The organism is Halarchaeum nitratireducens (genome assembly GCF_017874695.1).
Classification (GTDB): Archaea; Halobacteriota; Halobacteria; order Halobacteriales; family Halobacteriaceae; genus Halarchaeum; species Halarchaeum nitratireducens.
Genome location: NZ_JAGIKY010000001.1, coordinates 1 through 24450, shown reverse-complemented (window position 1 = coordinate 24450; position 24450 = coordinate 1). Strand labels below are relative to the sequence as shown.

26 protein-coding genes are annotated in these 24450 nt (G+C 67.6%); 17 read left to right on the top strand and 9 right to left on the bottom strand.

The window, feature by feature from the left end; genetic code table 11:
* From J2754_RS00130 to J2754_RS00100, 7 genes are all read left to right on the top strand, one after another.
* Positions 1 to 1092: an ABC transporter ATP-binding protein gene (locus tag J2754_RS00130; RefSeq protein ID WP_211086347.1), complete on the top strand. Its 1092-nt coding sequence runs from the start codon at positions 1 to 3 to the stop codon at positions 1090 to 1092.
* Positions 1085 to 2005 carry an ABC transporter permease gene (locus tag J2754_RS00125; RefSeq protein ID WP_211086346.1) on the top strand — a complete coding sequence of 307 codons (921 nt, stop codon included), beginning with the start codon at positions 1085 to 1087 and terminating at the stop codon, positions 2003 to 2005. The genes J2754_RS00130 and J2754_RS00125 overlap by 8 nt, the downstream gene beginning before the upstream one ends.
* On the top strand, positions 2002 to 2799 hold the full coding sequence (locus J2754_RS00120; protein WP_188877317.1) for an ABC transporter permease: 798 nt from the start codon (positions 2002 to 2004) through the stop codon (positions 2797 to 2799). Before J2754_RS00125 ends, J2754_RS00120 begins: the two co-directional genes overlap by 4 nt.
* Positions 2800 to 2842: 43 nt before the next feature.
* Positions 2843 to 3823 carry an agmatinase family protein gene (locus J2754_RS00115; RefSeq protein WP_188877318.1) on the top strand — a complete coding sequence of 327 codons (981 nt, stop codon included), beginning with the start codon at positions 2843 to 2845 and terminating at the stop codon, positions 3821 to 3823.
* Positions 3820 to 4539, top strand: a complete 720-nt coding sequence (locus J2754_RS00110) for a cysteine hydrolase family protein (protein WP_211086345.1) — start codon at positions 3820 to 3822, stop codon at positions 4537 to 4539. The genes J2754_RS00115 and J2754_RS00110 overlap by 4 nt, the downstream gene beginning before the upstream one ends.
* A gap of 1 nt (position 4540) precedes the next feature.
* Positions 4541 to 5473: an agmatinase gene (speB, locus tag J2754_RS00105; RefSeq protein ID WP_211086344.1), complete on the top strand. Its 933-nt coding sequence runs from the start codon at positions 4541 to 4543 to the stop codon at positions 5471 to 5473.
* A 271-nt stretch (positions 5474 to 5744) separates the two neighbouring features.
* A complete protein-coding gene (locus tag J2754_RS00100) occupies positions 5745 to 6293 on the top strand; it encodes a GNAT family N-acetyltransferase (RefSeq protein WP_188877322.1) in 549 nt (182 codons plus the stop codon).
* 5 nt (positions 6294 to 6298) lie between these two features.
* Here the strand turns inward: J2754_RS00100 and J2754_RS00095 are convergent, their stop codons facing one another.
* Positions 6299 to 7315 (bottom strand): zinc-dependent alcohol dehydrogenase family protein, encoded by a 1017-nt coding sequence (locus J2754_RS00095; RefSeq protein ID WP_211086343.1) that lies wholly within the window; start codon positions 7313 to 7315, stop codon positions 6299 to 6301.
* A gap of 183 nt (positions 7316 to 7498) precedes the next feature.
* On the opposite strand from J2754_RS00095, the gene J2754_RS00090 reads away from it, so the two are divergent.
* Positions 7499 to 8146, top strand: coding sequence for a hypothetical protein (locus tag J2754_RS00090; protein WP_188877325.1), 648 nt, complete (start codon positions 7499 to 7501; stop codon positions 8144 to 8146).
* Between the two features lie 155 nt (positions 8147 to 8301).
* Here J2754_RS00090 and nikR read toward each other — a convergent pair whose 3' ends face one another.
* Together nikR and J2754_RS00080 are read right to left on the bottom strand one after the other, a co-directional pair.
* On the bottom strand, positions 8302 to 8718 hold the full coding sequence (gene nikR / locus J2754_RS00085; RefSeq protein ID WP_188877326.1) for a nickel-responsive transcriptional regulator NikR: 417 nt from the start codon (positions 8716 to 8718) through the stop codon (positions 8302 to 8304).
* A gap of 55 nt (positions 8719 to 8773) precedes the next feature.
* Positions 8774 to 9208: a universal stress protein gene (locus J2754_RS00080; protein ID WP_211086342.1), complete on the bottom strand. Its 435-nt coding sequence runs from the start codon at positions 9206 to 9208 to the stop codon at positions 8774 to 8776.
* 159 nt (positions 9209 to 9367) lie between these two features.
* Between J2754_RS00080 and J2754_RS00075 the strand changes: the two genes are divergently transcribed.
* Positions 9368 to 9976 (top strand): AsnC family transcriptional regulator, encoded by a 609-nt coding sequence (locus J2754_RS00075; RefSeq protein WP_211086341.1) that lies wholly within the window; start codon positions 9368 to 9370, stop codon positions 9974 to 9976.
* Between the two features lie 33 nt (positions 9977 to 10009).
* Here J2754_RS00075 and J2754_RS00070 read toward each other — a convergent pair whose 3' ends face one another.
* The 3 genes from J2754_RS00070 to J2754_RS00060 all read right to left on the bottom strand — a co-directional run bounded on the left by J2754_RS00070 (position 10010) and on the right by J2754_RS00060 (position 12852).
* Entirely contained in the window at positions 10010 to 11062 is a 1053-nt protein-coding gene (locus tag J2754_RS00070) for a VOC family protein (RefSeq protein ID WP_188877329.1), read from the bottom strand.
* 110 nt (positions 11063 to 11172) lie between these two features.
* On the bottom strand, positions 11173 to 12543 hold the full coding sequence (locus tag J2754_RS00065) for a permease (protein ID WP_211086340.1): 1371 nt from the start codon (positions 12541 to 12543) through the stop codon (positions 11173 to 11175).
* A 111-nt stretch (positions 12544 to 12654) separates the two neighbouring features.
* Positions 12655 to 12852: a heavy-metal-associated domain-containing protein gene (locus tag J2754_RS00060; protein WP_188877332.1), complete on the bottom strand. Its 198-nt coding sequence runs from the start codon at positions 12850 to 12852 to the stop codon at positions 12655 to 12657.
* 199 nt (positions 12853 to 13051) lie between these two features.
* On the opposite strand from J2754_RS00060, the gene J2754_RS00055 reads away from it, so the two are divergent.
* The gene (locus tag J2754_RS00055; RefSeq protein ID WP_188877333.1) at positions 13052 to 13609 is read left to right on the top strand and encodes a class I SAM-dependent methyltransferase; all 558 of its coding nucleotides are present in this window, start codon (positions 13052 to 13054) and stop codon (positions 13607 to 13609) included.
* Positions 13610 to 13640: 31 nt separating this feature from the next.
* On the opposite strand, the gene J2754_RS00050 is transcribed toward J2754_RS00055, so the two are convergent.
* A complete protein-coding gene (locus J2754_RS00050; protein ID WP_188877334.1) occupies positions 13641 to 14111 on the bottom strand; it encodes an FKBP-type peptidyl-prolyl cis-trans isomerase in 471 nt (156 codons plus the stop codon).
* A 107-nt stretch (positions 14112 to 14218) separates the two neighbouring features.
* On the opposite strand from J2754_RS00050, the gene J2754_RS00045 reads away from it, so the two are divergent.
* Positions 14219 to 14623 (top strand): nuclear transport factor 2 family protein, encoded by a 405-nt coding sequence (locus J2754_RS00045; protein WP_211086339.1) that lies wholly within the window; start codon positions 14219 to 14221, stop codon positions 14621 to 14623.
* A 554-nt stretch (positions 14624 to 15177) separates the two neighbouring features.
* Here the strand turns inward: J2754_RS00045 and J2754_RS00040 are convergent.
* Entirely contained in the window at positions 15178 to 19314 is a 4137-nt protein-coding gene (locus J2754_RS00040) for an Eco57I restriction-modification methylase domain-containing protein (protein WP_211086338.1), read from the bottom strand.
* Between the two features lie 106 nt (positions 19315 to 19420).
* Here J2754_RS00040 and J2754_RS00035 point away from each other — a divergent pair, with 106 nt between their 5' ends.
* The gene (locus tag J2754_RS00035) at positions 19421 to 19810 is read left to right on the top strand and encodes a nuclear transport factor 2 family protein (protein WP_188877338.1); all 390 of its coding nucleotides are present in this window, start codon (positions 19421 to 19423) and stop codon (positions 19808 to 19810) included.
* Between the two features lie 8 nt (positions 19811 to 19818).
* Here the strand turns inward: J2754_RS00035 and J2754_RS00030 are convergent, their stop codons facing one another.
* Positions 19819 to 20082: a hypothetical protein gene (locus tag J2754_RS00030; RefSeq protein ID WP_188877339.1), complete on the bottom strand. Its 264-nt coding sequence runs from the start codon at positions 20080 to 20082 to the stop codon at positions 19819 to 19821.
* Positions 20083 to 20363: 281 nt separating this feature from the next.
* Between J2754_RS00030 and J2754_RS00025 the strand changes: the two genes are divergently transcribed.
* The 5 genes from J2754_RS00025 (at position 20364) to dpsA (J2754_RS00005) (ending at position 24359) form a co-directional block, all read left to right on the top strand.
* Positions 20364 to 21701 (top strand): RNase J family beta-CASP ribonuclease, encoded by a 1338-nt coding sequence (locus tag J2754_RS00025; RefSeq protein ID WP_211086337.1) that lies wholly within the window; start codon positions 20364 to 20366, stop codon positions 21699 to 21701.
* Between the two features lie 209 nt (positions 21702 to 21910).
* Complete coding sequence (locus J2754_RS00020) at positions 21911 to 22555, top strand: SDR family oxidoreductase (RefSeq protein ID WP_211086336.1); 645 nt, start codon at positions 21911 to 21913, stop codon at positions 22553 to 22555.
* Positions 22556 to 22681: 126 nt separating this feature from the next.
* Complete coding sequence (gene dpsA / locus J2754_RS00015) at positions 22682 to 23227, top strand: DNA starvation/stationary phase protection protein DpsA (protein ID WP_188877343.1); 546 nt, start codon at positions 22682 to 22684, stop codon at positions 23225 to 23227.
* Positions 23227 to 23802 carry a DNA starvation/stationary phase protection protein DpsA gene (dpsA, locus tag J2754_RS00010; protein WP_188877344.1) on the top strand — a complete coding sequence of 192 codons (576 nt, stop codon included), beginning with the start codon at positions 23227 to 23229 and terminating at the stop codon, positions 23800 to 23802. The genes dpsA (J2754_RS00015) and dpsA (J2754_RS00010) overlap by 1 nt, the downstream gene beginning before the upstream one ends.
* On the top strand, positions 23799 to 24359 hold the full coding sequence (dpsA, locus tag J2754_RS00005; RefSeq protein ID WP_188877345.1) for a DNA starvation/stationary phase protection protein DpsA: 561 nt from the start codon (positions 23799 to 23801) through the stop codon (positions 24357 to 24359). The genes dpsA (J2754_RS00010) and dpsA (J2754_RS00005) overlap by 4 nt, the downstream gene beginning before the upstream one ends.
* Positions 24360 to 24450 lie beyond the last annotated feature (91 nt).

The following is a 24450-nucleotide window of genomic DNA, read 5'->3' as shown; positions in this document are numbered from 1 at the left end:
ATGACCGGAATCGTTCTCGAAGGCGTCGACAAGTGGTACAACGACGACGTGCACGCCGTCGACGGCGTCTCCCTCGTCGTCGAGGACGGCGAGTTCGTCACCCTCGTCGGCCCCTCGGGGTGCGGGAAGACGACGACGCTGCGGACCATCGCGGGGTTCGAGTCGCCGACCAGCGGGACGGTCGGCATCGACGGCCGCGACGTGACGGACGTCGCTCCGGACGACCGCAACGCCGGGATGGTGTTCCAGGATTTCGCCCTCTTCCCGCACATGACGATCGCCGAGAACGTCGCGTACGGCCTGCGCGTTCAGGACGGCCACGAGGACGTCGATGTCGACGCCCGCGTCGAGGAGATGCTGGATCTGGTCGAACTCCCCGGGACGGCCGACCGAACGCCGGAACAGCTCTCCGGCGGCCAACAACAGCGCGTCGCGCTCGCGCGTGCCCTCGCTCCCCGGCCCGACGTCCTCCTGCTCGACGAGCCGCTGGCGAGCCTCGATAAGAAACTGCGCGAGACGATGCAGGTCGAGATCAAACGCATCCAGCAGGAGACGGATATCACGACGCTGCTCGTCACGCACAACCAGACCGAGGCGCTCACGATGTCCGATCGGATCGCCGTGATGAACGACGGACACCTGGCGCAGGTCGGCCCCCCGGAGGAGATCTACAACGACCCGAACTCCCGGTTCGTCGCCGACTTCATCGGGACCGCGAACGTCCTCGAAGGGACGGTGACGCGCCTCGACGACGGCGTCGCGACCGTCGACTGCGGCGATCACGCGCTCCGGGCGACCGCCGACGAGGACGCGGGGCCGGGTGACGACGTCTCCGTCGTCGTCCGCCCAGAGCGGACCGCGCTCGACGCGACGGCCGCCGACGGCGGTGCGGACCCGGACGTGAACGCCTTCGAGGGGCGGATCGAACTCCGCCAGTTCATGGGCGATCGCGTCGAGTACCACGTCGACACCGGCGAGCGAACGCTCATCTCGGTGCGCGACGCCGAGAGTCCGGGACTCGACGTCGGCGATCCCGTCGTCGCCAGCGCCCCCGTCGACGACTGCCTACTCGTCGGGACCACGGATGACTGATACGACCCACGTCGACGCCGACGACCGCCGCGCCTTCACCGGGTCGCTCCCGTCGCCGAAGTACCTCGTCGCCTCGTACCCCGTGGCGATGCTCGTGGTGCTCTTCGGCGTCCCGTTCTGCCTCTTGCTCGTCTTCAGCTTCTACCAGAACGTCGAAGGCGGCTACTTCGCGCCGGGGTTCACCCTCGAAAACTACGCCCGCTTCCTCACGAGCGACCTCTACCTCGGTCGGACGCTGTTCACCTTCGAGGTGTCCGTCGCGACCGCCTTAGCGTGTCTCGTCCTCGGCTACCCGCTCGCGTACTACCTCGCGCGCCTCGACGGCGGCTTCCGCCGTCAAGCGTACCTGACGACGGTCGTCTCGACCCTCTGGCTGACGTTCATCATCCGCGGCTACGCGTGGCAGGTCCTGCTCGGCGAGCGCGGGATCGTCACGCGCGCGCTGGCGGCGCTCGGTTTCGTCCCGTCCGGGGAGGCGCTCACGCCCGGCCTCGGCGCGCTCCTCGTCGGGATGATCTACGTCTTCCTCCCGTTCATGGTGCTCTCGCTCTACACCACGATCAAGGACATCGACCGGAGCCTCGAGGAGGCGTCGCGGAACCTCGGCGCGGGGCCGGTCACGACGTTCCTGCGCGTGACCCTCCCGCTCTCGAAGAACGGGATCGCGAGCGGGACGACGCTCGTCTTCATCCTCTCGCTCGGCGTCTACGTCCTCCCCCGTCTCCTCGGCGGGCCGTCGCAGTGGACGCTCCCCGTCCTCATCGGCAATCAGGTCGGCGTCGAGGGGAACGTCCCCTTCGGGGCCGCGATCAGCGTCGTGTTGGTCGTCTTCATCGCCGTCGTCGTCGGCGGCGTCGCGCTCATCGTCCGCGACTCCGACCCCGACCCGAGCGACGCGGAGGTGGAGGCGTGAACACGCGTATCCGGGACGCGATCTGCCGGCTGGCGCTTCGCACGTACGTCTCCGCGGTGCTGGTGTTCATCCTCCTCCCGCTGGTGACGATCGCCGCGATGTCGTTCACCCCCGGCGAGTTCCTCCAGTTCCCGCCCCAGGGGTTCTCGCTCCGGTGGTACCACGAGCTCGCCGCGTCGTCGCAGTGGATGACGGCGCTCCGCAACAGCCTCGTCGTCGCCCTCGGCTCCGCGATCCTCGCGACCACCATCGGCGGGGCGTCGGCCTACGCGCTCTACCGGTACGACTACCGCTTCGGGGCGCTCCTCGCGGGGCTCACGACCGTCCCGACGCTCCTCCCGCCCGTCATCCTCGGCGTCGCGTTCATGACGTTCTTCGTCAGCCTCGGCGTCGTCGGCCAGGTGTCGAACCTCGTCGTCGCGCACGCCGTCTTCGTCACGCCGTTCCCCTTCGTGCTGATCTCGCAGGGGCTCGACGAGGTCGACCGGAGCTACGAGGAGGCCTCGCGGAACCTCGGCGCGTCGCGGCTGACGACGCTCCGAACCATCACGCTCCCGCTCGTCCGAGCGAACGTCTTCTCCGGCGCGCTCTTCGCGTTCATCCTCTCGCTCAACGAGTACATCATCGCGTGGCTCGTCGCCGGCTTCGCGTTCAAGACGATCCCGATCCAGATCTTCACCAGCCTGCGCTACTCCTACTCCCCGATCATCGCGGCGATCAGCGTGGTGTTCATCCTCGCGACCGTCGCCGTGATGTTCGGCATCGACCGGCTCTCCGGGGGGATCTGGGAGTGACGACACGCCCGCACAGGACCGCAACCACCCACCATCGACACACATGAGTCACGAACCCACCGACGCAGCGTACGAATCGCTTCCCGAACTCAGCTTCGCCGGCGCATCGACCTTTCTGAAGGCGCCGTCGGCCGATCCCGAAACGGTCGACGCGGACATCGCCGTCGTCGGCGCGCCCTACGACGGCGCCGTCTCGCGGCGTCCCGGAACGCGGTACGGGCCGAAGGCGCTCCGCGAAGCGAGCGCGTGGTACGAGTACTTCGTCGGCGCGCCCGACGGCGCGTACAACGTCGATACCGAGCGCACCGTCGACTACGGCGAGATCGAGATCCGCGACTGCGGCGACGTTCCCGTCGTCCCCAACGACGTCGATCGCACCCGCTCGCAGATCGAGGGGTACGTCGAGACGGTCGCGGAGCGGGCCTTCCCCGTCGTCCTCGGTGGCGATCACTACTGCACGTACCCGGCGTTCTGCGGGTACGCCGACGCCGTCGACGCCGACGTCGGACTCGTCCACCTCGACGCGCACAGCGACACGACGGACGACAGCGACCTCTACGGCGAGCACTGGCACGGGTCGCCGATGGCGCGCATCGACGACTCCGAGCACGGCGGCTACGAGAACCACGCGATGATCGGCCTCCGCGGGTACGAACGCCCCGCGTTCGCCGATCTCGTCTCGGACGGCGACGTCCACCTCGACACCGCCGCCGACGTCCGCGAGCGGGGGATCGATGCTTGCGTCGCCGACGCGATCGAGCACGCGAGCGACGGCGTCGATCACGTCTACCTCACGGTCGACATCGACGTCACCGACCCCGCCTTCGCCCCCGGGACGGGCACGCCGGAGTTCGGCGGGATCTCCGCCGCCGACCTCTTCCGCGCGATGGACCTCCTCGGCGACTGCGACGCGATCGGCGCGATGGACCTAATGGAGGTCGCCCCGGGCCTCGACGCGAACGAGATGACGCCGATGCTCGGCGCGAACGCCGTCGTCCGCTTCCTGGAGAGTCGATTCCTGTGATCCCGACGGACGGCTCCCCGATCGGCGACACGCCGGCGCTCCTCGTCATCGACCTCCAGCAGGGGGACCCCGAGACCGACGAGGCGATGGTCTCCGACGCGGGCTCCGTCGCGGGCGGCTACGACGCGATCATCGAGCACACGAACGAGCTCGTCGCGGCCGCCCGCGACGCCGACGTGCCCGTGATCTGGTTCAAGGAGCTCCACCGCCCCGACTTCGCGGACTACGGCGCGGAACTCGAGTCCTGCGAGCCGCCACACACTCTCCGCGGGTCGGCCGCCGAGCGGTTGCACCCCGACCTCGACGTCGATGCCGACGGCGACGACCTCCCGCCCGCGGAGTACGTCGTCGAGAAGCGCCGGTACAACTGCTTCCACCGGACGGAGCTCGAACACCTGCTGGCGACGTACGACGTCGATACGGTCCTCCTCGCGGGAACCATGACGAACGTCTGCGTCCACTACACCGCCCACGGCGCTCACGAGCGCGAGTACGCCTTTCGCGCCGTCGAGGAGTGCGTCGCCGCACCGACGGCGGAGCTCCACGAGATCGGCCTCCGCTGTATGCGCTACCTCCAGCCCCGCGGGGTCCGCGGGCTCGACGACGTGACGGGCGCGCTGGCCGACTACGACGGGAACCCGGTCGTTCGGCGCGTCACAGAGACGGGCCGCGTCACGGACGACGTCGGCGCGGTGTCGGCGGACGTGAGCCGGTAGGATGCGCGACCCGCTCCAAACGCCGCGTTTCGCCGGCGTCGCGACGTTCATGCGCTCGCCGCACCGCCCCGACTTGGACGGGACTGACGCCGACGTCGCCTTCCTCGGGGTCCCGTACGACGACGCGACGACGTACCGCCCCGGCGCGCGATTCGGTCCGCGCGCGATCCGCGCGGCGTCGACCCTCCTCAAACCGTACAACCCCGCCACGGACACGTCGCTCAGCGACCTCTCGATCGTCGACCACGACGACGCGCCGGTCGTCCCCGGCTACACCGAGGCGACCTTCGAGGCGGTCGAGTCGCGCGTCGCGTCCGTGCTCGCCCGCGGCGTCTTTCCGGTTCTCGCGGGCGGTGATCACTCCACGACGCTTCCCGTCCTGCGCGCCGTCGCCGCCGAGCACGGTCCGGTCTCGCTGGTGCAGTTCGACGCCCACGCCGACCTCTGGACGGAGTACTTCGGGAAGCCGTACAACCACGGCACGACCGTCCACCACGCGATCGAGGAGGGGCTGATCGACCCCGAGACGTCCATCCGGATCGGCGACCGCGGCGGCCTCTACGGCGCCGCAGACGTCGAGCGATTCGCCGACGCCGGGATCGACTACTTCACGATGGACGAGTTCGCGGCCCACGACGTCGCGTCGGTCGGCGACGCCATCGCCGCGCACGTCGACGGCCCGACGTTCGCCACGATCGACGTCGACGTCGTCGATCCGGCGTTCGCTCCCGGAACGGGGACGCCGATGCCGGGCGGAATGAGCGCGCGCGAGCTCCTGTCGCTCACGCGCGAGCTCCGGCGGGCCGACCTCGTCGGCGTCGACGTCGTCGAGGTCGCGCCGCCGTACGATCACGGCGACGTGACGGCGGTGCTCGCCGCGAACGTCCTCTTCGAGGCGCTGTGCGCGGCGCGCGAGGGCGGGTCGATCGCCTGACCGGACGCGGCCGCGCGTCACGATGGGTCGCGGAAGGGCGACCCACGGGCTTCCACGTGGGGCGTGCCGGTCCCTTCTGTCGCTTTCACGCCGACGGCGACGCGTGCGAGCGTCCGCCGACCGGGAGCCCCGGAAACGACATCCGGTCACCGTCGTCCGTGAGCCTCCCGTCGATGGGCGATTCCACGCCCACTGAGACCATATCCCTAGTGAAAATACGTATGCAAAAACCTATTTGTGTGATGCGTACGTACACAGATTCGAGAACAAGATGTCGAAAAGCCCCTCTGAATCCGAAATCGGTACCACTTCGTCAACTAACGGTGGCGTCCACGTCGCCGCCGTCACCGATCGCGCGGGGCGACAGCTCGACATCACCGGACATCGCGGTGTCCTCCCGGACGGCGACGCGGACGCCCTCGCCGGGATGTACGGGACATTCGGGTTCGAGGACCGCGCGCAGGGGCTCCCGCCGATGGGGCTCGACGCCGTCCGGTCGTGGATCGAACGCCTCGGCGACCTCGGCGCCCAACACGTCCTCGTCGAGCACGACGGCGACCCCGTCGCCCACGCCGTCCTCGTCCCGGACGGCGACGCGCACGAACTCGCCATCTTCGTCCAGCCCGACTATCAGGGCGCCCGCGTCGGGACGCACACGATGGAGGCGCTCTTCGAGTACGGCCGCGAGCGCGGCGTCGAGACGGTCTGGCTCCACGTCGAGAAATCCAACGGCCCCGCGGTATCGCTCTACCAGCACTACGACTTCGAGATCACGGAGGAGCGCGCCCTCGAATTCGAGATGGAGCGCGACCTCGCCTGATCGGATCAGACCTCGATGACGACCTTCCCGGTGTGCTCGCCGTTCCAGACGTAGCGGTACGCCGCGGTCGCGTCCTCGAAGTCGAACATCCGATCGACGACCGGCTCGATCCCGTTCGCGTCGATCGCGCGCGCCATCCGGTCGAACGCCGCCCGACTCCCGACGCTCACGCCGCGCACGCTGCTCGCGTTCTCCAGGATCGCGCGCGGCGCGATCTCCGAGTTCGGGTCCGAGAGCACGCCGATGAGGTGCACCTCGCCGTTGTACCGCACCGCTCGGAGCGAGCGTTCGAGCGTGCCCGCCCCGCCGACCTCGACGACGTGATCGACGCCGACGCCGTCCGTCGCCTCCAGGACCGCTTCGTCCCACTCCGGGGTCTCCTCGTAGTTGATCGTCACCTCGGCCCCGCGGGTCTCCGCGAGTTCGAGTTTCGCGTCGCTGGAGGACGTGACGATCGGGGTCGCGCCCGTCGCGTCCGCGAACTGCAGGGCGAACGTCGAGACCCCGCCGGTCCCGAGACAGAGGACGCTCTCGCCCGCCGTCAGGTCGCCGTGCTCTTCGAGCGCCGTCCACGCCGTCAACCCCGCGCACGTGAGCGTGCAGGCCTCCTCGTAGTCCAGCGACGCCGGCATCCGCGGCGTCGCGTCCGCCGGGAAGACCGCGTACTCCGCGAGCGTCCCCGGGCGGTTCCCGCCCGTCGCCGTGTGCGTCTTCTCCGGCGTCGCCGGGCCGTCCACCCAGTCGGGGAAGAACGGCGCGACGACCGGATCGCCGACTTCGAGGCGTTCGACGTCTTCGCCGACCTCGACGACGTCGCCCGCGCCGTCGCAGAGCGGTACCATCGGATACTCCTCGCCCGGATAGCCGAACTCCGTCGCCGCGATGGCGAGGTCGCGGTAGTTGAGCGAGGCCGCCTCGATCTCCACCAGCACCTCGTCGGGGCCGGGTTCGGGGCGTTCGCGCTCGACGATCTCCAGTCCCTGGAACTCGGGGTCGTGCTCTCGCAGTTCGTACGCGCGCATACGGGACGATGGACCGGACGGGGCTTGTAGCTCCGGGAGGTGTCGGAAACCACCGGCTCTGGTGACCCCCCCCGCAATCGCTCTCGGAGAGACGTTCGTCCTTTCACGCCCGGGCGCGTCGTACCCGGAGACTCCGAGCGCGTTTCAACAGAGCTAATGATCCGACGACGGGTGGTCTCCATGATGCCCTCCGACGATATCGAGCGGCCACCGGAAGCGCTCGACGTCGTGACGCGCTATCTCAGGCGAGAACGCCCCGTTAGCGCGCTCGTCGTCGTGCTCGCGGTGTCGCTGTTCCTCGGGACGTATCTCGCGACCTCACTGCTACCAGCGGTCGTCGTCGCGGCCGTCCTGCTCGTCACCGCACGCTCTCCAGTCCTTCAATCGAGGGGGACGTTCCGACTCCGAACGGACGCGGAGCGTGACGCGGTCGTCGATGAGTTTACCGGCCCGATCCCGCCCGTGCTCGCACTTCAGTGGGGCGCGGCCGACGAGGTAACCACGGACGACGGCGTCGCTATCTACACCGTCTCGTACCTTTTCGGACTGCGCTCCGTCGCGGTGAGCGTCCGCACGCGAACGGACGCCGCACCAAACGGCGACTGTCTGGTCGAATCAGAGGTCACGGTAAACGCTCAGCCCTGGGCCACGTACACCTCGACGATCGGTGAGACGAACGACCGTACCGTCATCGAGGTCGAATATACCTCGAATCGCCGCTTCGGCCTACGACGCATCCCCCAACAGCTCGTCGCGAACCGGTACCGCGACGACGCGCTCGCGGCGCAGGGATACACCGTCGTTGAGCGAGACGCGCACTTCGGTCTCTGAGCACGACGCCGATCGGTCATCCCTCGGTCAGCGCGACCGACCGACGGTGTGCGTGAACCGGGCGATGGTGCGCTCTCGGCGTCTGTCGGACGCTTCTTTACGGCTTCGACGGAGTCACACTATCACGATCGCCATCGACCCCGGACGAGCGTGGCTCAGCCCTCGGCGTCCACGACGGTGAGTTTGACGTGGTGAACGCCTTCGAGGGGACGGAGGCTGTCGAGGAGGGCCTCGATGCGCTCGCCGTCGCCCTCGACGGCGATGGATTCGAGGCAGAGGTGGTCGCTGAGGTGGACGTGGTGGACGGCGATGATGGTGTCCGCGAAGTCGTGCTGGAGGTCGGTCATGGCCGCGGCGACGCCGCTGTGGTCGTGATCGTAGAGGACGACGACGGTGCCGCTGAGCGCCCCGGCGAGCCCGGTCTGCCGATTGAATTCGGTGACGAACGCCCGGAGCGCGTCGCGCGTCGCCTCCGAGCGGCTCGCGTAGTCCCCCGTCTCCACCACGTCGTCGAGGGTGTCGCGGAGGTCGGACGGGACGGTGACGCTCATCCGTTCGAGGCCGTCGCTCATGACCGGTCGTTCGGTACTGGTCGGGTTAAGCGGTCCGCCTCGTCGCCGCGTGCCCCTACTCGTGGTCGGTCGCGCGGACGACGAGGACGGGGACGTCGGCGCGGCGGAGGACGCGCTCGGTCGTACTGCCGAGAACGGCGCGCGCGGCGCCCTCGCGGCCGTGCGTCCCCATCACGACGAGGTCGATCGCGTTGTCGGCGACGTAGGAGAGGATCTCGTCCGCGGGGTCGCCCTCGGTGATCTCCGATTCGGCGCCGAGGCCGGCGCGGTGGGCCGCCCCCTCGATCGACGCGACGGCGTTCTCGCCCGTGACGCGGAGGCCGTCGCCCGGGAACGCGGCGTCACCGAGGCGCCTCCGGAGGCTCCCGTTGACGACGTAGAGCGCGTGGACCGTCGCGCCGGCGCGTTCCGCGATGTCGAGCGCCTGCGTCACCGAGTCCTGCACGCCGCCGCTCCCGTCCGTCGGCACGAGCACGTTCTCGTACGTCACACCAGCTCACCCGTAGCGCTTCGTCGCACGGGCGTCCCTTCGCCGTCCCCGATGAAGTAGGTTGGGCTCGCGGCGGCGCGGCCACCGCATCGGTCCAGTCGTGTCGCCGCGCCCCGGGCACCCCGAAATCGCCTTGCCTCCGAGGGTCCTAGGCGGGGCGTGCACGACCTGGACGAGACCGATCGGGAGATCCTCCGACTCCTCCACGCGGACGCGCGTCGACCGTACAGCGAGATCGCGGACGAGGTCGGCCTCTCCGGGCCCGCCGTTTCGGATCGCGTCTCGCGGCTCCGGGAGGCGGGCGTCATCACGCGTTTCACCGTCGACGTCGACCGTTCGACGTTCGTGGACCGCGTGGCGCTCCTCGTCGACGTCGCCGTCGACCCCGGTCACGCCACGGACGTCTATGCGGGCCTGCGCGAGGCCGAGGGCACCCAACACGTCTATCGGAGCGCGGACGCGCGCGTCGTCGCGCACGTCAGCCTCCCGAACGCGGACGTCGAGTCGTGGCTGGCGGACGCGCTCGACACGGCCGTCGTCGCCGACTACGACGTCTCCGTTCTCGCGGCCAGCGACTGGACGAACGACCTCGCGGACGCGGATCTCGCCGTCGCCTGCGCGGAGTGCGGGAACACCGTCACGGACGAGGGGACGAGCGCGCGCCTCGGCGGCGAACGCTATCGGTTCTGCTGTCCGACCTGCGAGGCGCGCTTCGTCGAGCGGTACGAGGAGCTCGCGGACGGGATCGACGGATCGGGAGAACCGTAGCCCTCCCCTTTCTCCATCTTCCGGGTCGTCCCGCTAGTCGTCCGCGTCGGCCTCGACGTCGGCGTTTCGATCGTCGCCGTCCTCGTCGCCATCGCTCGATGCGTCTCCCGGCGCGTCTTCCGGCGTCGGGATCGTCACCTCCGGGAGGTTCGTTTCGATCTCCTCGCGTCGGTCCTCGAATCTCCCGGGGAGGACGAGGCGGCCGCCGAGGTCGTCGAGGGGTTCGTCGCTCGCGTAGCCCGGGTCGGACGTGGCGAGCTCGAAGAGGACGCCGTCGAACTCCCGGAAGTAGACGGAGCGGAACCAGTGGCGATCGATCTGCTGGGTGGGACGGAGCCCCATCGAGCGGACGGCGGTGCGCATCTCGTCCTGGTCGTCGTCCGTCGGCGTCTGGAAGGCGACGTGGTGGACGGTGCCGTGGCCCTGCCGGCTCGCGGCCACGGTCGGGAGGACGTCCACGTACGTGCCGACCGCGCCGGCGGCCGCGAAGCGCGTGCGCTCGTCGCCGGGGGTGTCGCTCGGGGACTGCTCGGTGCCGGCCCGTTCGAGCCCCATCGTTTCGAGGAGGTCCATCGTCCGGTCCGGATCGGTGAGCCAGAGCGTCACGGAGTGGAACCCCCGGATCGCGTGCTCGGCGGGGACGAACGCCTCCCACGGGACGGTCGGATCGTCGTCGGGGATCTCGACCGCGACGAGCTCGACCGGGAGGCCGTCCGGGTCGCGGAAGGGGAGGACGGTTTCGCCGAAGCGCTCCACCCGGTCGTCGTAGTCGACGCCGTAGTCGTCGAAGCGCGCCTCCCAGTAGTCGAGACTCCCCGCGGGGACGCGGAAGGCGGTCCGGGCGACCTGCCCGGATCCGACTTTCCCCCGTCGCATATCGCCCCACGGGAAGAACGTCATGCTCGTCCCGGGCGTCCCCTCCGCGTCCGCGAAGAAGAAGTGGTAGGTGCCCGGGTCGTCCTGATTGATCGAGCGCTTCACGAGGCGGAGGCCGAGCGTCTCCACCCAGAAGTCGAGGTTCTGCTGCGGGTCGCTCGCCACGCAGGTCACGTGGTGGATGCCCGGCGTCGGGTTCGGGTCTGCCATAGGTACCGAAAGGAGCGCGAACGCCTTCAAAGCGCGCTAACCCCCGCGTCACCGCCCCCGGGGATCGACGGCGAGTCGCCCCGTCCCACCACGCCCGGCGTCTCGACCTGTCAGTCGGCCGCGGGGTCGCCCTCGTGGCCGTGATCGTGACCGCCGCCGCCCTCGTCGTCCATCGCGTCGCCGCCCGTCCGGTGGAGCCAGTAGAGGGCGGCGAAGACGACGACGGCGAGCGCGTTCAGCGCGGCCTTGTAGTTGAGTTCGATCCGGAGTTCGCTCACGGTCACCGTCGCGGGGTCGGGGACGAAGACGATCCCCGTGAGGCCGTGGAGCGCGACGAAGGCGACGTGGATGAGGACGCCCGTGACGACCGCGGCGACGAAGATGAGGGCTGAGAGGACGGCCGCGAACGTCCCGCCGTAGTACTCCCGGTACGCCTCCACGATCGGCGGGATGACGAGATCCGCGTAGATGTAGGAGAGGACGCCGCCGAAGGGGAGCCCCTTCGTGTAGAGCAACGCGCCGAAGGGGACGTTGCCGACGGAGCAGACGAAGGTGACGACGCCGACGACCGCACCGAGGAGCGCCATCGAGACGACGGTGATCGCGGGCGAGCCGAGGACCTCGGCGCCGAAGAGCGCCGTCCAGACGGACTGGGGGACGAAGCCGGCGAGGATCCCGGCGAAGACGAAGCCGAGCGCGATCTCGTCGTAGAGCATCCCCCACTCCTTCCACTGCTTGTCGGCGAGGTCGCGCCAGCCCGCGAGCGACGTCGCGCGCTCCCGGATCGTCGTGTTCGCGGCCTCGGGGTCCCACGACTCCACGCACGAGCGCGAGCAGAAGTAGTAGGTCGTCCCCTCGACCTCGCGGGTGTACTCCGTCTCGTCGGGGTCGACGTCCATCCCGCAGTTCGGACAGCTGACGGTGTCGTCGTCGTCCGTCGCGTGCTCGCGGGCGCGTTCGAGGAGGTCGTCGGGGACGAGGTAGCGGAAGGCGAGCGCGAGGAGGACGATGAGGACGAGGCCGCCGAGGAAGTCCGCGAGGACGAACTGCCAGCCGAGCAGCAGCCAGATGACGAAGCCGATCTCGATGACGAGGTTCGTCGAGGCGAACATGAACGCGCCGAGGCTCGCGCCGGCGCTCGCGCCCTTCTTGTAGAGGTTCTTCGCGGTGGCGATCGCGGAGTAGCTACACGAGGAGGAGACGAAGCCGAAGAACGTCCCGAGCGCGAGTTCGCGCGGGCCGTCGCCCGCGAGGTGGTCGGCGATGTCGTCCGAGTCCACCCACGCCTCGACGCCGCCCGCGATGGCGAAGCCGAAGACGAGCGCCCACCACGTGATCCACACCATCGCGGCGGTCGTGCTCGCGGCCTCGATCGCCCCGTCGAGGAGGAAGGCGTCGAGCGGCTTCGTCGTCGCTATCGCGCCGACGACGACGACCAGTACGGCCATTCCGGCGAGTATCAGGTAGTCGCGCGTGTCCATCGGTGACGTTCGTGCTGGGCGGATCGGCGGTCGGTTCTCCCGTCGACGCGCGACGACGGCCGGCGCGACGGGGCGTTCTGCGGACCGGTGGCGGTCGACTCGCGGCCGGCGTTACGCCGAGGCCTCGTAGCCGGCCTCGTCGACGGCGGCGACGACTGCGTCGTCGTCCGGCTCGCCCTCGACGACGAGCGTGTCCGCCTCGTTGTCGGCCTCGGCGTCTTCGACCCCGTCGAGCTCGCCCACCGCGTCCTCGACGCTCTGCTCGCAGTGGTCACACGACATTCCCGTGACGGTGTAGGTCTTCGTCATGACGGATACTCGTAGGGTGGCCCCACTTACGCCGTTTGCGCCTTCGGAAGCGAACTCCGATCGGCGTTCGGCTTCGGATTCCCAACTCGATCGGTGCGCCGCGATGTCGTCTGTGCCGTCCGACGATCGACGATGCCGATGCACGCGGCCGTGGCTGGGCGCCCCCGCCGACTTTGACGCTGGCGCGCGAAGGCAAGTCATGGGCTTTCACACGTTCGACACCGAGAAGGCCGCGGCCCTCGAGGACGCGGCCGACCGCTACCGCTACTGTTCGCGCGAGGAGCTTCTCGGGTCGCTCGCTCCCGATCCCGGAGCCGCCGTCGCCGACCTCGGAAGCGGGACGGGGTTCTACGCGGACGACGTCGCCCCCTTCGTCGGGACGCTGCACGCGGTCGACGTCCAACCCGAGATGCATGACTACTACCGCGAGAAGGGAGTCGCCTCGAACGTCGACCTCGTCGCCGCTGCCGTCGGTGATCTGCCGTTCGCCGACGACGCCCTCGACGGCGCGTACGGCACCATGACGTTCCACGAGTTCGCGGACGAGGCGAGCGTCGCCGAGCTCGCGCGGGTCTGCCGACCCGGGGCTCGCCTCGTTGTCGTCGACTGGAGCGCCGCCGGCGCGGGGGAGACCGGCCCGCCGCTGAGCGAGCGTTACGATGCCGACGCGGCCGCGACGATGCTCGCCGACGCCGGCTTCGACGTCGAACGCGCGGACGAGCGCGTCGAGACCCTCGCCGTCACCGCGATCCGGTAGCTCCTCCGTTCCGCCGGGCTACTCGGTCCCGTCAGTCCTCGACGTCGACGACTTCGACCTCGAACGTCAGCGTCTCGCCCGCCAGCTCCGGGTTGAAGTCCACGCGGACCGTCTCCTCGTCGACGTGCACGACCTCGCCCTGCTGGCCGTTCTGCGCCTGCAGGTACGCGCCCTCCTCGGGCGTCTCGCCCAGCATCCCGCGCAGCTCGTCCGTCTCGAACTCCTGTACCGCCTCCTCGCTCCACTCGCCGTACGCCTCCTCCGGCGGGATCTCGAACGTCTCCGCGTCGCCCGCCGAAAGGCCGCGCAGGCCGTCCTCCATGCCCTCGATGACCGCGCCGGCCCCGACTTCGACCGTCAGCGGGTCGTAGTCGCGCTCCGGTTGGGCGTCCGCCAGTCCCTCCTCGGCCGCGACGTCCTCGCGCGAGGTGTCGAAGACCGTGCCGTCGTCCAGTCGTCCAGTGTACTCGAACGTGACCGTGTTGCCGTCGGTGATACTCACACTCGGGAGAGTGCCCCCACGCGGAAAAGCGATGGTATCGAGGCGCGCCGCGGGCACCGTGCGCCGCGACGCCAGTCCTTATGCCCGCGGCCGTCCCAGTCGCCGATGTGAACCACGATGACGACGTCGCCGCCATCGAGCGACTCAAACACCGGTACGCGTACCGCATCGACGACGGTGACTACGACGCGTGGGTCGCCCTCTTCACCGACGACGGCCGCTTCTGTGGCGACGACGGAACGGCCTTCGAGGGCCACGAGGAACTCCGGACGTTCGCCACCGAGGTCTTCGACGACGCGTACGTCGAGACCGCCCACACCCTGACGAACGGCGTCGTCGACGTCGAGGGCGACACGGCTACGGGCCGCTGGTACCTCGCGCTCTACCAGGAGACCGCCGACGGCGAGACCGCCGTCCAGCAGGCCACCTACGAGGACGCCTTCGAGCGCGTCGACGACACGTGGCGAATCGCCGACGTCGACCTCACCTACGGCGTCCGACTGCCGCGCTGAATCGGGATTTCAGGCGACGACGGTGTCGCGCCCACACACCCGACACCGAGTGAAAGAACGATAGTCCGAGTCGTGTCCGACCTACCTGGTCACTCGTTGTGGGGTGTGTCTGGCGGCAGTGCATCACTCCCTTCGACCCCGTCAGTCACTCGTTATGAGCTGTGTCTCCACTCACGCCTTTTCGCCTCTCAACGACGGGACACACCGGACACCGAGTGACTTCGACGACTACCGCGATTGGCTCCCCCCTTCGTGCGACGATTCCGGAGTCACTCGTTGTGGGGTGTGTCCGGTCGGTAGTACGTCCCCCTCCGATCCCGTCAGTCACTCGTTGGGCGGTGTGTCGGTCGCTCCGCTCCGTCGACGACGTGACGACCTATTCCCCCACCGCCTCTTCCACGACCGTCGACCATCTTTTTCGGGTTCGAGTCGCCTCCGGCGACCGCTCACCGCAAAAACACGGTCCGCGCGAGCAACGCGAGTGCGCGACTAGCGGGGCCGCAGGTCCCGCGAGGGTGAAAAATTCCGAGCACTTCGCGCTCGACGTTCCCGCTCTACTCGCCGACCGCTTCTTCCACGATCTCGATCTCCTCCTCGGTGAGGTCGTAGAGGTCGTAGACGATCTCGTCGATCAGCCGATCCGTCTCCTCGATCTTCTCGTCGAGCTCCGCGGCGCGCTCCCTCGTCTCCGCGTAGCGTTCGAGGTCCGCCGCGACGTCGTCGGGATCGGGGAGCGTGATCGCTTTCAGGCGGTCCACGAGCGAGTTCGTCTTCGTCGCGTTGTCCCGAAAGCCCGCGAACCCGTCCGCCTCCGCGACGGCGACGGGGACGAACGCCTCGATCAGCGTCGCTTCGACCTCGTCGAGGTCCGCGAGCGCGAACGCCTCGTGGTAGTCCGTCTCCGTGTAGCCCCAGCGGTCCGTCTCGTGTGCGTCCTCGTCCGCCGGCTTGTAGCGCGCCGTCGCCTCCACCGTCACGCGACGGCCGTCGCGGACCGTCCGCACCTCGCCGACGCGCAGTTTCTCGTACGCCTCCGTCGTCGCGTCCAACACGGTCGCGCCCGTCGGCTGATAGAGCCCGACGTCGGGCAATTTCGGGCCCTCGGCGTAGTTCCCGAGGTAGTCGAGGAGAGAGAGATTGAGGGATGCGCGGCGTTGTTTGAGATCAGTAATCGTCTCAACTTCTGTAGAAAGTTTATCCTGCTCTCCACTTGAGGTTGAAACGGGAAGATGTCGGATATCGTCCGGGTATACATTCAAACCATCACTAACTGCATACTCAAAGTAGAACTCCAAGAGAGTTGAGTTCAAGACCCCTGTGACGTATTTCAGATCAATGTCTCTGCCAAATTCAGAAACCGTCTCTATTTTCGGGATAGAACGTTGGCTTCGAATATCTTCTGAGAGCTCCGTTAAATCAGATGCTCGAACCACAAAAACCACCTTCTCATTTCCATATATACCTTCGCCATCATATGCAGATTTCAATGTAGATGATATTTCACTGAAAACTATTTTTGGATTCTCAAAGAGTTCCGGAAATGCTGGCCTATGTAACTTTTCAGGATCGTAGACAAGATACTCGCCATCTTGGTTAATCATAAACCGATCTATGTTTCTACCGCGGATGAATGACTTGAGTAGAGAATCTGGTGACGATGTGTGACCGAGGTTGCGAGCACCTTCTCTCGCGTCTGCTAGATCGTCAAATACGAATCTACTGAGTGAACCTGGCTGAGCGCCGAAGCTCACATATGCGAAATCACGAACTCGTTCTGAACCCTTCTCAATCTCCTTCAGCACGTCTGCCCGTGATTCAGTTAACCCGATTATTATTTTACATTCATATGTATCAGTAAATATAGCTTGTGGACAAGAATAGTAATTGTCATGTGTTTTGTTAGTCTTAAATTGTGTCTGCTCTCCATTTGGATTCTCATTCCTAACTTGGAAAACTACTGGGGAGTTAGAAACGCCGCCGAAGACATCCACATCGCGCAAATCCCAAATCTCATCAAGAGTATATTCATTAAGTATTTTCTCACGCAATCTTTCACCATAATCCGAAACAAGCCACTTATCGGGAACAATCATTGAGCAGTTCTTTTCGGGAGGTGTCAGCTCGATCGACTTCTCAATAAAGGCGAGATATATGTCAAATCTCCCGTATTCTGTAGAATCATACGCCTTTTTGAGATATTCTGTGATTTGATCGTCAAGGTTCTCTATCGAAATATAAGGCGGATTCCCGATCACGGCGTCGAACCCCGCGTTCGCCAGCCGTTCGCCGTCGTCGCCGTAGAAGGCGACGGGGAACTCCAGTTCCCAGTGGAAGAAGGCTTCGTCCTCGGCCATGGCTTGCGCGCTCGTGAACCAATCCTGGTCCTCGACGTCGGCCCACGAGTCGTCACGCAAGGCTTCGGCCATGCGTTCTTCGGCGTCGTCGGGGACGGAGAGGCCGAAGTCGGCGGCGGTGTGGACGTTCGCCATCGCCAGCAGGTGCTGATAGAGGTCGTCGTCGCGGACGTCCTCGTAGACGGCCTCCATCTCCTTGATGTCCGCGAGGGTCTCGTTGTCGATGCTGAGCAGGTCGGTGAAGCGCTCCATGACGTGCTCCAGGGCGCGCTGGCGCGTGTGGTCGAAGGACTGCTGGAGGGTGAGTTGCCCGCCCTCGTCGGCGTCGTCGGCGTCGCCGAGCACGGCCTCGATGTCGCTCCCGACGAGCGAGTTCCCGGTTTTGAGGTGGTGATCGAGGAAGGCGAGGGGTTGCTCGGCGGCGAGGGTGCGAAGCCAAAGGGAGACCTTGGCGAGCTCGGTGGCGAGGGGGTTGAGGTCGACGCCGTAGAGGCATTGCTGGGCGACCTTCCGGCGCGCCCAGTTGATGTCGCGGAGTTCGCCCTCCTCGGTGGTGGGGTCGCTGATCCGCGCGTCGTCGCCGGCCGCGGCGGCCTGCTGGTCCTGGCGTTCTTGGGCGTCGATGATCTCGCGCGCGAGGTAGTCGACGGCGTTCACGAGGAAGTGCCCGGAGCCCATCGCGGGGTCGAGGACCTTCAACTCGAAGACGCGCTCGGCGAACTCCGCGGCGAACTGGCCGCCACCGGCCTGCTCGAAGGGGTCTTGGGCGAGGAGGTCCTCGCGGATGTCGTCGACGAGCGGGCCGAGCGTCTCGTCGACGATGTACTCGACGACGTACTCGGGCGTGTAGTACGACCCGGTGGCCTTTCGTTCGCCGGCGTCCGTGCGGAGGTAGACCTCGCCGGTCTCGACCGCGACGGTGTCGCCCTCGTCGGCGGGGACGTACTCGCCGTCGTCGAGCGCGAGCGCCTCGTCCGCGACGTCGAGGCGGTATTCGAGGAGGCCCTCGTAGATCGAGCCGAGGTGGCGCTCGTCGAGCGAGGAGTAGTCGACGAACACCCGGCCGTCCGCGTCCGCCCCGTTCCCGCTCGCGCTCTCCTCCCCGTCCCCGTCCTCGCGCTCGCGGCGCGTGAGGAGGTCGAGGATTTCGGCGAGGTGCCGGTCGCCGACCTCGTGGGCGGCGAGGAAGCGCGCCTCCGCGCTGTCGTCCGGGTCGGGATCGGTGCGGAACAGTCCGCCGTTGTACGCGGGGACGGAGAGCGTATCGGGGTCGATGTCCTTCGCTTCGCTCCCTTGGTCGATGAGCTCGAAGAGTTCGGCGAGCGTGTCCCAGAGCGTCGTCTGCCACGGCTGGTAGTGTTGGCGCGTCTCGTCGCGCTTCGACGCGACCTCGCGTTTCAGGTCGTTGAGCGCGTAGCTCTCCGCGTAGATGTCGTTGTCCGTCGGGAGGAGGTCGCGGCCCTCGCTCTCGGCGTAGAGGACGAAGATGAGGCGATAGAGGTAGATGAGCGAGGCGTCGTGGACGAGATCGAGGTCGTCCTCGGAGAGGTCGTCGTGGCGGTCGAGGAAGCCCTCGGCGAGCACGCGGATCGCCTCGTAGATGTTGTTCTGGAGGTCCTCGCCGATGGCCTCCGCGAAGACGCTCGACTCGTCGTGGACGTCGTCGAGGAAGCAGTCGCCCGAGGCGTCCGGGAGGAAGGCCTCGTGGCGGAAGAAGCAGTAGAACTCCTTGAACGCGGCCAGCCCGGCGTCGCCCGACTCCATCGCGTCGAGGAGCGCCGGGAGGTCGATCTCGTAGTAGGAGTCGAGGCGGTGGCTCGTCGGCCCGTAGTAGAGCCGCCACTGTCGGCCGTTCGTGAGGACGGCCCACTCGGCCGGGGTCTCCTGTAAGTAGGCGTGGATCTGGTAGCTCGGGTTCTCGAAGTCGCGTTTGGCCTCGCCGCGCGTGTCGAGCTTGCGCCCCCAGCGTTTCGCGTCGGCGACGGCGACGGCCTCCTCGTAGAAGTCCTCGCGGTCGAACGCCGCGTCGGCCGCGTCGGCGCTCGGGAAGAAGCCGTAGTCGGGACGGCGCGCGGTCCGCCGGACGGTCTCCTCGATCTCGAAGGGGATCCCGAGGTCGTCGAAGATCGGCCGGATGAAGTTCCGTTCGAGCTGCGCTTCGTTGTAGTCGGCGACGCGATCACGCTTCGCCAGCCAGCGCTCGCGGATCGACTCGTAGGCGGCTCGCACGTCGTCGTCGTCCACCGACGTCCACGGTTCGGTCCCGCGGAGGTGGTCGTCGAGATAGTGGTTCGAGAAGAGGTCCCGGTTCGTTCGGTAGGTGGGTGTCGAGTGCATCGTGTGGCGCGCGCCGACTGTCAGCGGTTGGGACGATCCGACTCCCTACGGCGACTTAAGCACACCGCACCCGCGTATTATGTGGCTCGCCGAACGAACCTGGGGTGTGTCCCCATCTGACATCCGAGCCATCGAGCGCGTCAAACGGCAGTACGCGTACCGCATCGACGACCGGGAGTACGACGCCGTGGTCGACTGCTTCACGGCGGACGCCCGCTTCGACACCCCTGAGGGCGAGCGCTTCGAGGGGCGCGGGGAACTCCGCGAGTTCGCCGCGGGCATCGAGGAGGCCTTCGACGAGACCGCCCACGTCCTCACGAACCCCGTCATCGACGTCGAGGGCGACGCCGCGACCGGCCGGTGGTACCTCACGCTCCACTACGCGGTGGACGGCGAGACCGGGACGGAACAGGCGGCGTACCGCGACGAGTACCGCCGCGTCGACGGCGAGTGGCTGATCGCGCACACCGAGGTCGTGGGCGGCATCGAGCACTGAGGCGCGCTTTAGTCGACGACAGCGGCCTCGGCGGTCTCCGCCCAGCCGTCGGTCGGGAGCCGGGTGACTTCGTCGTCGGCGAGGATGCGCTCCTCGGCGTCGGCGACGGCCTCGTGCTTCCTGATCGCGCGGGCGCTCTCGCCGAGCGAGTGGTTACGGAGGTGATCGGCAGTCGCGTCGAGCAGTTCCGCCTTCTCGTGGTCGTCTCGGTCGCCGCGGAACGCGTGCGTCGCGTCACAGACCGGACACCGCAAGAGGAGTGCGCGTGACATACGGTCGAATCGGACGGGCGGCGCGTCCAAGAAACCCGATACCGAGGGCTATTGCGGCCTCGATAGACGTATCGAGACGCTCGACTCCGTCCCCCGCGGCGGTGGGAACCCGGAAGCTCTTAAGCCCCGGACCCCACAGTTCACGTATCCGAAAGACGTGCGGTCCGCGACGACGCGTTCGTCCGGGACGCACCGCCATGCTCGACCGTACGGGTCGGGTGGGCGCTGCGTCGTCGACGGTTGCGGGCGTCGTCGCAGGAACGCATTGATCGGCTATACATATGGAAATCGAAATTGCGACAATCGGCGGCTACGAGGAAGTCGGCCGCAACATGACGGCCGTCCGTGTGGGCGACGACATCGTCGTCTTCGACATGGGGCTCAACCTCTCGCAGGTCCTCATCCACGACGACGTCCGCACGGAGCAGATGCACAGCCTCGACCTGATCGACATGGGCGCCATCCCCGACGATCGCGTCATGTCCGAACTCGAGGGCGACGTGAAGGCCATCGTGCCGACGCACGGCCACCTCGACCACATCGGCGCCATCGGGAAGCTGGCCCACCGCTACGACGCGCCCGTCGTCGGCTCCCCGTTCACCATCGAACTCGTCCGTCAGGAGATCGACGACGAGTCGAAGTTCGACGTCGACAACGACCTCGTGAAGATGGAGGCCGGCGAGACGATGGAGATCGGCGACGAGGTCGACATGGAGTTCGTCCACGTGACGCACTCGATCGTCGGCGCGGTCAGCCCCGTCCTCCACACGCCAGAGGGCGCGATCGTCTACGGTCTCGACAAGCGCATCGACCACAACCCGGTCCTCGAGGACCCCTTCGACATGGAGCGCTTCGAGGAACTCGGCGACGAGGGCGTCCTCTGCTACATCGAGGACTGCACGAACGCGGGTCGAAAGGGCCGCACGCCCAGCGAGTCGCTCGCCCGCGAGCACCTCCGCGACACCCTCACGAGCTTCGAGGACTACACGGGCGGGATCGTCGCGACGACGTTCTCCAGCCACGTCGAGCGCGTCTACAGCCTCGTCGAGTTCGCGAAGGAGATCGGCCGGAAGCCCATCCTCCTCGGGCGCTCGATGGAGAAGTACACGAACACGGCGCGCGATCTCGGCTATCCGATCCCGGACGACCTCGAGATCTACGGGCATCGCCGCTCGCGCGAACGCGCATTCAAGCGTATCATGAACGAGGGGAAGGGTAACTTCCTCCCGGTCGTCACCGGCCATCAGGGCGAACCGCGCGCGATGCTCACCCGGATGGCGCGCGACGAGACGCCGTTCCAGTTCGACGAGGGGGACAAGGTCGTCTTCTCCGCCCGCGTCATCCCCGAGCCCACCAACGAGGGGCAGCGCTACGCGGCCGAGAAGCTCCTGAAGATGCAGGGCGCGCGCATCTACGACGAGGTCCACGTCTCCGGTCACCTCCGCGAGGAGGGCCACTACCAGATGCTGGAGGCCGTCCGCCCGGACAACATCATCCCCGCCCACCAGTCGCTCTCCGGCGTCGCGCCGTACGTCGATCTGGCGGAGTCCCAGGGGTACACAACGGGCGAGGACCTTCACATCTCGCGCAACGGTAACGTCGTCCAGCTGACCGAGTAGTCCGACGCCTCTGCGTCGGACGAACACACGAGCGCTGAACGTCGTGAGGCGCGAGTAAACGCGGATTCGCTGACGCTCGGCTCCGCGCGTGTGCGTGACTCTCCCGTTCTCCGTTCTTTTCGGCCGGCTAGCCGCGGCCGGATGCCGCCCGCGCGCTCGGCGCCTCGCCGGGCACAGCGCTCTTGGGCGGCGCGCACCCACGGGTCCGTATGGACGTACTCGTCGCGGGTGCGCACGGCGCGGTCGGTCAGCACGTCACCCGTCTGCTCGCGGAACACGACGACCACACGGCGTACGGGATGGTGCGAACGGACGCGTACGAGGACGACGTCGCGGCGCTCGGCGCGACGCCGGTGCGCGGCGACGTGACGGATCGTACCTCGCTCGACGACGCGTTCGCCGGCGTCGATGCCGTGATCTTCGCCGCGGGATCGAGCGGCGCGGACGTGTGGGGCGTCGACCGGGACGGTGCGGAGAACTGCGTGGACGCCTGCGAGGACGCGGGCGTCGAGCGCTTCGTCATGCTGAGCGCGATGAACGCCGACGCGCCCGCGGAGAGCCCCGAGGAACTCCGGGAGTACCTGCGCGCGAAGGCTGACGCGGACGCGTACCTCCGGGAGAGCGCGCTGACGTTCACGATCGTGCGACCCGGGGCGTTGACGGACGAGCCGGGCACGGGACGGATCCGGACCGGCTCCGATCTCGATCGGTCGGACGCGACGATCCCCCGCGAGGACGTCGCCGCGACGCTCGTCGCGTCCCTGCCGATGGCGAGCACCCACGATCTGACCTTCGAACTGCTTTCGGGTGAGACGCCGATCGAGCGGGCGCTTCGATCGCCGCTCGACGCGTGAGGTGCGGCGTGGCTACCGATCGGCGGCGATGGTTTTGTTTTAGGTAACCCTAATTTTTTGATGGGACAAGAATTGTTCCCGTTGGCGGAAAGCCTTAAGTGGGGAGGGCGCATAGTAGGTAATACGATGAACACCCAGAAGACGATCCGTCGTGAAGCGGGTACCGTCGAGGAGAACGCGCTGCGACTCGATCGAGGGAAGGCCGAACAGATCATCGAGGCGCTGAACCGCGACCTCGCGGCGTCGTACGTCCTCTACCACCAGCTCCGCAAGCACCACTGGAACGTCGAGGGTGCCGAGTTCAACGACCTCCACGAGTTCCTCGGCGAGCGCGCCGAGGAGGCCGAGGACGCCGCGGACGACATCGCGGAGCGCGCGCAGGCGCTCGGCGGCGTCCCCGTGAGCGGTCCCGCGGCTCTCGAAGAGCACGCGCCCGTCGACTTCGAGGGCGAGGACGTCTACGACATCCGCACGTCGCTCGAGAACGACCGCGAGATGTACGGCGACGTCATCGAGTCGGTCCGCGACCACGTCGGGCTCGCGGAGGACCTCGGCGACTACGCGACGAGCGAGCTCCTGCGCGACGTCCTCGAAGACCTCGAAGACGCGGCGCACGAGGTCGATCACTACCTCGAAGACGACACCCTCGTCCTCGAAAGCGCGACCAACTAATGGCTGAACCACGGACCGGGCGTCTGGTTCGCGAGCTCGACGGCGCGTCCGTCCGCCAACAGTGGGGGACGATCACGGAGAACGCCGTCCGGCTCGATCGGGACGACGCCGCACGGATGGTCGAGGCGCTCAACGCCGACCACGCCGGCGCGTTCAACCTCTTCTACGTACTGCGAAAGCACTACTGGACCGCGGAAGGGGCCGAACACGAGGACGTCGCGGACGTGCTCAAGGAGCAGTACGAACGCGCCCGCGACCTGAACGACGACCTCGCCGAGCGAATCACGATGCTCGGCGGCGTTCCGGCGAGCACGCCCCCGAACCTCCAGGAGTACGCGCCGGTCCACTTGGAGGCCGAACACCACTTCGACCTTCGAGCCTCCCTCGAGGGCGACTTGGAGGCCTACGCGACGCTCGTCGCCAGCATGCGCGAGCACGTCGGCCTCGCGAAGGAACTGGGCGACGAGGCCACGGTCGAACTCCTGCAGGATCGCCTCGAAGTCCTCGAAGACGACGCGAGCGACATCGAGGACTTCCTCGCGGACGACGCGCTCGTCACGGAGGGATCCCGATGAGCGCGCCGCACCTCCGCAACCCCGGCGACGACGCGCTCCGCCAGGAGTGGGACACCGTCGTCGACAACGAACTCCGCCTCAATCGGGAGGCCGCCGCGCGCGTCGTCGAGGCGCTCAACGCCGATCTCTCCGGCCTCTACATCCTCTTCAATCAGCTGCGCAAGCACTACTGGACTCTCGAAGGTCGGGAGGTCCGTCCCGTCGTCGAGTTCCTGGAGGACGCCGCGGATCGCCTCTCCGAGGCGACGGACGAGATCGCCATTCGCGTCCACGCCCTCGGCGGCGTCCCGGTCAACGGCCCGATGGGGATCCGCCAGCACGCCCCGATGACCATCGAGGGCGCGGACGTCTACGCGCTCCGTCCGTCCCTCGAACACGACCTGGAGGCGTACGCGACTCTCGTCGCGCAGCTCCGCGACCACGTCGCCCTCGCCCACGAGCTCGGCGACGAGACCACCGTCGAGATCCTCCGCGGGCACCTCCGCACGATCGAGACGGACGCGCACGACGTGGAGAAGTTCCTCGCGGACGACACCCTCGTCCGCACCGACGAGTAAACTACCCCGCCCTACTCGCTCCCTCGGGCCTTGCGGCCCTCGGTCACTGCTTGAGGACGGGGCTTTACCGCACCGATATTGTGCCCCGCGA